The organism is Paraburkholderia sp., assembly GCF_035501035.1.
Lineage (GTDB): Bacteria > Pseudomonadota > Gammaproteobacteria > Burkholderiales > Burkholderiaceae > Paraburkholderia.
On sequence record NZ_DATJWR010000436.1, the window covers coordinates 1 to 6,962 of the forward strand.

Consider the following 6,962-nt stretch of genomic DNA (forward strand, 5'->3'; position numbering starts at 1 on the left):
GCTGGAGACTTCGAAAGGCCGACTGAGTTTCCAGGAATATTTCGTTCGCGAGCGCCACAGCGTTGAGGTCAGCCGCGTGCAGTTCGTGGGCGCCGAACAGTCGCAACCTGCGCCGGGCCTGCTGGAGGCGATCGCCTCGGCGGATGTCGTCGTTTTTGCGCCAAGTAATCCAGTGACCAGCATTGGCCCGATACTCGCTGTGCCGGGCATCCGCGAAGCATTACGACACGCCGCGGGCGTAGTGGTTGCGGTGAGCCCGATCATCGGAGACGCAGCGGTGTCGGGTCCGGCGGCCGCGTTGATGCGCATGCGGGGGTGGCCGAGTACGATTCAAGGTGTCGCGCAGGCTTACGATGACTTCCTCAATGTGCTGGTCGTCGATAATTCCGATGCCCAAGCCGCAGACGCGTTGACGGGCGGGCATCTGCGCGTGGTATGTACCAATACCTTGATGCGGTCCGCGGATGACAAACTTAGCCTCGCGCGCGTAGTTCTGGATTCTTCCCTCCGTATTCAGCATCAAAGCGGAAGCGTGCCTTTCGCGCGCCGGCGCGAACCGGCACGCCTAGATCCCTCGACGGCAAAAGAAGCTCGCTCGGGATGACAATTCCTATGCGCGGCATACTGCTCATCCCGGTAAAAGACCTCACCAACGCCAAGCAGCGGCTGAGCGCGGCGCTTGATCAATCGCGTCGTTCGCAACTCGCGGAGGCCATGCTGCGTGACGTGATGCTTGCTGCATCAGGCGTACGCTCGCGAATTGATGTCGCGTTGGTCACGGGCGATCAGCGCGCGAAAGAGCTGGCTGATGAGGTCGGATTTCTCGTCATCGAAGACACGCGCAACGAAAGCGAAACTGCGGCAGTCGAAATGGCGACGTCATGGTCTGAAGCTCAGGGTTATGACACGACAATCGTGATTCCCGGCGACATTCCACTGGCGCGGTCGGACGAGTTGCATAAGGTACTCGACGCCGCTCCGGAAGAAGGTGCGGTTTTCGTTCCGGCGTACGATCGGCGCGGAAGCAACTGCATCCTTCGGCGGCCGGCGTCGATCATCCCGCTGCGCTTCGGCAACGACAGCTTTAGCCCACATTGTCAGGCCATGCAGGAAACCGGCAAGCCGCTTATCATCCTTGAAATGCCGGGCATCGGCCTCGATATCGACAACCCACACGAGCTCGATCTGCTGCTCCAGCGCGAGGGCGGCACCAACGCACAACGACTGCTTCGGTCGTGGAACTTCCGCTCGCAATCGAGCGTGCAGTCCGCCATCTCCGCATGAAAGCAAATCGAAATCCGACCCCGCGACAGCAACCAGCAGAACTTCGCGCCATTCCGGTACACGGCATTCCGGACGTGAAGGCAGGCGACTCGCTGGCTGAGATCGTTCTCGCCGCCATCACGGGCACGAGCATGCAATTGAGCGCAGGCGACATTCTTGTGCTGAAACATAAGATCGTCGCCAAGGCGGAGGGAAGGACAGTCCGCCTGGACTCGGTGAAGCCTTCGCGGCAGGCGCTCGCGACTGCACGTCGAAACAATACGGATGGGCGTGCGGTGGAGCTCGCACTGCGCGAAGCGAAACGTGTGCTGCGCGACAAGCATGTTCTCATCACCGAAACGCAACACGGTTTCGTCTGCGCGAACAGCGGCGTCGATGTTTCAAATGTCGATGGGGGCGAGTCGGCCGTGCTGCTGCCCGTCGATCCCGACGCGTCGGCCGCGAAGATTCATCGAAAATTAAAGAAGCTCACCGGCCTGTATATTCCCGTCATTATCTCCGACAGCTTTGGCCGGGCGTGGCGGCAGGGCCTGTGCGATGTTGCTATGGGAGTCGCAGGCATGAAGGCGATGCACGATTATCGCGGGCGACGCGACGACTACGGCTACACGCTGCGCGCGACCGAGCAGGCGGTCGCCGACGAACTCGCCGCCATGGCGGGGCTGGTTTCGGGAAAAGTTGCGCGCGTGCCGGCTTGTATAATCCGTGGTTACGCATACGCGCGCGGCGCCGGAAGCGCACGACACCTAGTGCGTCCGGCCGACAAAGATCTGTTTCGCTAAACGCTGCAGTTTCTGCAATTTCGAGGGCCAACGTTATGCACGACTTGAGCTGGTGCAAACAGAACACGCTGCGCTCAACTGGCTGGAGTGATGTTCAACACCGCGTTTCTTCCCCCGTCCGATTAGCCCTCTGCAAGATGCTCGATTCGCACGACGGCGCCAGCCTGAATCGCGAGGAATGTCTGCTGCTCGCGCAGGCAACTGGTAACGATTTGTTCGGGCTGGTAGTTGCCGCGAACGAGTTGCGCCGCCAGATCGTGGGCGACACCGTGACGTACGTCGTTACGCGCAACATCAACTTCACCAACGTCTGCATCGTGGGCTGCAAGTTCTGCGCCTTCGCGGTCGGGCCGCGACATGAGACGGCGTACTTTCTGTCGCTTGACGAGATTGCCGAGAAGGTTCGTGAAGCAGCGCGTTGGGGAGCGACCGAGGTTTGCATTCAGGGAGGACTCCCACGCGACCTGCCGCCTTATTACTATCGCGACATCCTGCAGGCGGTGAAGGCCGCGGTGCCGACGATGCACTGTCACGCGTTTTCGCCCATGGAGATGCGCTACGGCGTCGAACTGACCGGCATGCCGGTCCGCGAGTATCTGCTGATGCTGAAAGATGCCGGGCTCGATACACTGCCGGGCACTGCCGCCGAGATTCTGGACGATGATGTCCGTCATGTGTTGTCGCGCAATAAGCTGAGCGTGGCACAATGGCGCGAGATCATTGAGACGGCTCACGAGTGCGGCATCCGCAGCACATCGACGTTAATGTATGGCCACACGGAAACGCCGGAGCAATGGGTGAACCAGCTTCTGCTGCTGCGCAAAATTCAGTCGCGCACCGGCGGCTTTACCGAGTTCGTGCCGCTCGGATTCATCCATGACAACACGTTGTTGTTCGAGCAAGGGCTGGCGCGGGCTGGCGCGACGCTGGAGGAGCACATGCGAATTCACGCGCTGGCGCGGGTGATACTTGCCGGGTCGATCGATCACGTGCAGGTGTCGTGGGTGAAGCTTGGTCGCGAAGTTTCGCAACTCGCGCTGCTTGCAGGCGCGGACGATTACGGCGGCACGCTGTTCGAGGAGAACATCTCGCGGCTGGCGGGCGCGTCGTTCGGACAGTACATTTCGACCGACGAATTCCAGGAACGCATTCTTGAGCTGGGACGCGTCCCGGCCCAGCGAAACACGACGTACACGCGATTGACCTATCCGGAGCCCATGTTGCCGGCCGGGAGCGCCGCATGATCGCCATCGTCGGCGGTACAGGCCCGGAAGGATCGGGATTGGCGTTACGTTGGGCGCGCGCTGGCGAGTCGGTGATCATCGGCTCGCGTGACGCCGAGCGCGCTCATGCCACCGCACGCCAGATTGCCGAACGCGCCGGCGCGTTGGCGAGCGTCGAAGGCGCCGACAATGTCACTGCAGTCAAGATGTGCGACGTTGTGGTGCTGACGGTTCCCTTCGCCGGCCAGGCTGAGCTTCTTAAGCAACTCAAACCCTCATTCCGCAGTGGCACGGTGCTGATCGATGCAACGGTCCCGCTGGCGACTGCGGTTGGCGGACGCCCGACCCGCTTGCTCGGGGTGTGGCAGGGTTCGGCGGCCGAGCAGGCGCAGGAAGTCGTGGGCAAAAACGTCGCCGTGGCCGCGGCGTTTCATTCCCTCTCATCGACGGTGCTCGGTGGCGAAGACGATGTCGATTGCGACGTGATCGTGTGCAGCGACGACGATCGCGCGCGGCAGGTCGCGTCGGAGCTTGCAACGAAGATTCCAGGGGTGCGCGCCATCGACGGCGGCAAGCTGGAAAATGCCCGCATCGTTGAAGCGATGACCGCGCTGCTTATCACGTTGAATATCCGGCACAAAGTGCACGGCGCGGGATGGCGGGTGACCGGGCTGGGTATTTAGGGGGAAACTCCCGCGTCATGGATGGAAGATCTTGTGGCCCGGGTGGAAGACCCTGCATTTATGCAGGGGAATGACAGCACAGATTCAGCCGGGCGCTTAGCGCTGGCCGTGGCTGAAGCCCATCTCTATGAGCGACCAGGCTGTCCCCTCGGATGAATCCGAGGGCTTCCACCCGACGCTTTCTACTCCCCCTGCACTTCGCCCATAATCCACGACAGGTACGCTTCGCTGCCGCCTTCGACGGAGAGCTCGATGCGCTCCGGCAGTTCGTAGGGATGCAGCTCTTTGAAAGCTGCTTCCAAGCGGGCAGCCTGCTCGGGGGTCGTCTTCATGATGAGCAGGAATTCCTTCTCGCGCTCGACCCTGCCCTTCCAGCGATAGATCGAGCGGATGGGGCCAACGATGTTAACGCAGGCCGCCAGGCGGCGCTCGACCAGCGCGGCGGCGAGGTCTTCTGCCTGCTGTTCGTCGGCGAGAGTGGTTAGCACAATGCGGGCTTCAGCCATGGCGAACTCCTGAACGATTGTCTATGAGGTTAACGCGGGGGCGCGAGAAACCTTGCGCGTGGGATCGTCATCCCAGAGTTCCCCGGATCAATCAACAACGTTCGCAACTTGATGGCGAACTTGATTCCTCTTCAGCCGCTTCGCTTTTCATTCGCTTGCCGCCAAATGTGAACCGACGTTCACTGGTTATAGGAGTTTGGTTTGAGTTTTACCGTAAGAATTGCCGGGAAGTGGTTGCATCGTATGCGTCGAGTGCTTGCGACGCTGGTCATCGCCCTGATCGCTGTCGCGGCCGGGTACAAGGTGATCTACGGCCCGAACGGAACCATCGTTTACAAGGCCAAGAAAGCCGAATATGAGCGCCTGAAACAGGAGATTGCGGACGAAACAAAGCGCCAGCAGCAGCTCGAGCAGCGGGTAAAGGCATTGCAAAGCGACCCCAAGGCGATCGAAAAAGAAGCACGCGAGCAGCTCGGATACGTGCGGCCGGGAGAGAGGATTCTGGTGCAGCGTCCGCCGCGCCCGGATGTCCATGCAGCCAACCTCGCACAGAACCAGCCTGCGGTAACGCAATAACAATACTCTCACCACGGGTCGTAAATGGCAGACATAGCATTTGCGAGGGGTGATGCCTCCTCGTTAGAGTGCATCTGATGGATATCGAGAGCCTACGAGAATACTGTCTTAGCTTTCCTCATGCGACAGAGAACGTGCAATGGGGATACGACCTGTGCTTCAAGGTGGACGGCAAGCTGTTTGCGGTCGCACCGCTGGAAGTGGCTCCCCTTCGATTGTCGTTCAAGTGCTCGCCTGAGAATTTCGTCGAGCTTTGCGAACGCGAAGGAGTACGGCCTGCTCCTTACATGGCACGCGCGCAGTGGGTCGCGCTGGAGCAACTGAACACACTGCCCGATTGGGAGCTGCGGGAGCTGTTGGCTGAATCGTATCGGCTGGTATGGGAGCGGATTACTAAAAAACGCAGGACGGAGTTGGAGCAGAGCGGTGCAAAGGCGAGCAACTCCCCGGCTCGATCTGGCAGCCCATCGATCGAGACCAAAGCGAAGCCGAAAAAGGCGCGCGCCGCGAAACCCCGGAGCCGCGGATGAAGTGGTATCTCGGACTTGTGCTTGCTCCTGTTTGCGGATTGAGTGTCATGACGGCGCTTGCGCAAGATCACACTCCGGCGCCAGGGGGCAAAGGCGCGTCTGAGAAACCGAGAAGCAGCGCGATATCCCCTGCGCAACTGGAGAAAGATTTCTTCGCCGTTGTACGCAGCGGCGACGACAAGAAGTTTCTGACCTATGTGTCTGAAGGGGGAATGAACGTCGGGCGCGAGGCGCAGCATCTCAGTCACGCAGAGGTCGCAGATCAGCTCGCGCAGCACACCCGGCTGTACTGCAAGCTCTTCGACTCCTCGTGCATTCAATCGGAGATCAAGCTGGACCAGAGCAATGTCCGCGCCTGCTCCTACCGCGAACTGCTGACAGGATCGAAGGACGTACGCACGGCAGCGACCGAGACAACGCGCAATGGAGTGCGACAGGCGATCCTGGTCGCGAGAATAAAAAACGATAGCTGCGCGGGCGTCGGCCTGGTGGATTTCATCTTCAACCTGCAATCGGACGGCTGGAAGCTGTTCTCCATACCCTGAGGTTACGGGCCGGGAGATTTCATCGACTTTGCCAGCGCGTTCAGATCATCGGTACTGACGTCGCCCACCACGAAATAACACAGTCCATCGCTGCTCCAACTGCGTAGATGAAACGCATACGAAGCTGCCAGCGGGGCGCCACAGTCGCCGCCTGTCGCGCGGTCTTGCACGATAAACACTGAGATCTGGTGCTGGCGCAACCGGAAGATCAGTTCCGCCGCGGGAGACTGGTTGATGTAGCTGGTCCGTCCGCCGACCAGCACATAAGCAGAATCCTGCAGATCGGGAAGATCAAAGGTGAACGGTACCTTGCCTTCCGAACCATGGCTTTACCGTGTGCTAGTCAGACGAGACGACGTCTACCGCGTTGGCGCTGGCCAGCGTGGCCACATGCTGATCGATCAATTCGCTGACCAGATGGCGCTCGCGCATGTGCTCGCGAAAATGATTCGTCCAGAGCACAACGCCGACGACGGCGACCAGCAACATCGCGGCAACCGGCGTCCAAGTCCAGGAGTACCGCATACAGTCGTAGCCAATGACAAGACGTTCAAGTCAAAGGTGCTCGACACCGGCGAGAAGTTCACCTTCACCGCTACCAAGCCTGGGACATATCCGTACTTCTGTTCCACTCATCCCAAAATGACCGGCACGCTGACGGTGGAGTAAGTGGTGGGCGCGTTTAGTCTGAAATCGTTATTCATGGCGCGCCATGCTCAGCATGTCGTGCTGATCCACTTCCCTATCGCCTTGTTTCTGGTTGGCGTTTTCTTCGACTTGGCGGCGCGATGAACGCGCCGCGAAGCGATGGCAACAGTCGCTTTCTACAACAT

11 protein-coding genes are annotated in these 6,962 nt (G+C 60.1%); 9 read left to right on the plus strand and 2 right to left on the minus strand.

The features are described 5' to 3' along the window. From VMJ11_RS30815 to npdG, 5 genes are all read left to right on the plus strand, one after another. The coding region (locus VMJ11_RS30815) for a 2-phospho-L-lactate transferase CofD family protein (protein WP_325624677.1) at nucleotides 1-604 on the plus strand (604 nt) is incomplete at its 5' end. Nucleotides 605-612: 8 nt separating this feature from the next. Further along, nucleotides 613-1,284: a 2-phospho-L-lactate guanylyltransferase gene (gene cofC / locus VMJ11_RS30820; protein ID WP_325624679.1), complete on the plus strand. Its 672-nt coding sequence runs from the start codon at nucleotides 613-615 to the stop codon at nucleotides 1,282-1,284. Continuing rightward, complete coding sequence (gene cofE, locus VMJ11_RS30825) at nucleotides 1,236-2,066, plus strand: coenzyme F420-0:L-glutamate ligase (protein WP_325624681.1); 831 nt, start codon at nucleotides 1,236-1,238, stop codon at nucleotides 2,064-2,066. The genes cofC and cofE overlap by 49 nt, the downstream gene beginning before the upstream one ends. Before the next feature lie 35 nt (nucleotides 2,067-2,101). Beyond that, nucleotides 2,102-3,310, plus strand: coding sequence for a 5-amino-6-(D-ribitylamino)uracil--L-tyrosine 4-hydroxyphenyl transferase CofH (cofH, locus tag VMJ11_RS30830; protein WP_325624682.1), 1,209 nt, complete (start codon nucleotides 2,102-2,104; stop codon nucleotides 3,308-3,310). Next, nucleotides 3,307-3,972, plus strand: a complete 666-nt coding sequence (gene npdG / locus VMJ11_RS30835; RefSeq protein ID WP_325624683.1) for an NADPH-dependent F420 reductase — start codon at nucleotides 3,307-3,309, stop codon at nucleotides 3,970-3,972. Before cofH ends, npdG begins: the two co-directional genes overlap by 4 nt. 182 nt (nucleotides 3,973-4,154) lie before the next feature. On the opposite strand, the gene cutA is transcribed toward npdG, so the two are convergent. Beyond that, nucleotides 4,155-4,478 (minus strand): divalent-cation tolerance protein CutA, encoded by a 324-nt coding sequence (gene cutA, locus VMJ11_RS30840; RefSeq protein ID WP_325624685.1) that lies wholly within the window; start codon nucleotides 4,476-4,478, stop codon nucleotides 4,155-4,157. A 201-nt stretch (nucleotides 4,479-4,679) separates the two neighbouring features. Between cutA and VMJ11_RS30845 the strand changes: the two genes are divergently transcribed. The 3 genes from VMJ11_RS30845 (at nucleotide 4,680) to VMJ11_RS30855 (ending at nucleotide 6,129) form a co-directional block, all read left to right on the plus strand. Beyond that, the gene (locus VMJ11_RS30845; RefSeq protein WP_325624686.1) at nucleotides 4,680-5,054 is read left to right on the plus strand and encodes a septum formation initiator family protein; all 375 of its coding nucleotides are present in this window, start codon (nucleotides 4,680-4,682) and stop codon (nucleotides 5,052-5,054) included. A 77-nt stretch (nucleotides 5,055-5,131) separates the two neighbouring features. Further along, a complete protein-coding gene (locus tag VMJ11_RS30850; RefSeq protein ID WP_325624688.1) occupies nucleotides 5,132-5,584 on the plus strand; it encodes an MmcQ/YjbR family DNA-binding protein in 453 nt (150 codons plus the stop codon). Further along, nucleotides 5,581-6,129 carry a hypothetical protein gene (locus VMJ11_RS30855; RefSeq protein WP_325624689.1) on the plus strand — a complete coding sequence of 183 codons (549 nt, stop codon included), beginning with the start codon at nucleotides 5,581-5,583 and terminating at the stop codon, nucleotides 6,127-6,129. The genes VMJ11_RS30850 and VMJ11_RS30855 overlap by 4 nt, the downstream gene beginning before the upstream one ends. A gap of 2 nt (nucleotides 6,130-6,131) precedes the next feature. Here VMJ11_RS30855 and VMJ11_RS30860 read toward each other — a convergent pair whose 3' ends face one another. Continuing rightward, on the minus strand, nucleotides 6,132-6,392 hold the full coding sequence (locus VMJ11_RS30860) for a hypothetical protein (RefSeq protein WP_325624690.1): 261 nt from the start codon (nucleotides 6,390-6,392) through the stop codon (nucleotides 6,132-6,134). A gap of 127 nt (nucleotides 6,393-6,519) precedes the next feature. Here VMJ11_RS30860 and VMJ11_RS30865 point away from each other — a divergent pair, with 127 nt between their 5' ends. Continuing rightward, entirely contained in the window at nucleotides 6,520-6,798 is a 279-nt protein-coding gene (locus VMJ11_RS30865) for a cupredoxin domain-containing protein (protein ID WP_325624691.1), read from the plus strand. The last annotated feature ends 164 nt before the right edge of the window (nucleotides 6,799-6,962 follow it).

What these genes read in the sequence shown, in the direction of transcription:
- cofH (WP_325624682.1), top strand. Translation starts at nt 2,102, where the DNA reads ATGCACGACTTGAGCTGGTGCAAACAGAACACGCTGCGCTCAACTGGC.
- VMJ11_RS30865 (WP_325624691.1), top strand. Translation starts at nt 6,520, where the DNA reads ATGCTGATCGATCAATTCGCTGACCAGATGGCGCTCGCGCATGTGCTC.
- npdG (WP_325624683.1), top strand. Translation starts at nt 3,307, where the DNA reads ATGATCGCCATCGTCGGCGGTACAGGCCCGGAAGGATCGGGATTGGCG.
- VMJ11_RS30855 (WP_325624689.1), top strand. Translation starts at nt 5,581, where the DNA reads ATGAAGTGGTATCTCGGACTTGTGCTTGCTCCTGTTTGCGGATTGAGT.
- VMJ11_RS30850 (WP_325624688.1), top strand. Translation starts at nt 5,132, where the DNA reads ATGGATATCGAGAGCCTACGAGAATACTGTCTTAGCTTTCCTCATGCG.
- cofC (WP_325624679.1), top strand. Translation starts at nt 613, where the DNA reads ATGCGCGGCATACTGCTCATCCCGGTAAAAGACCTCACCAACGCCAAG.
- cutA (WP_325624685.1), bottom strand. Translation starts at nt 4,478, where the DNA reads ATGGCTGAAGCCCGCATTGTGCTAACCACTCTCGCCGACGAACAGCAG.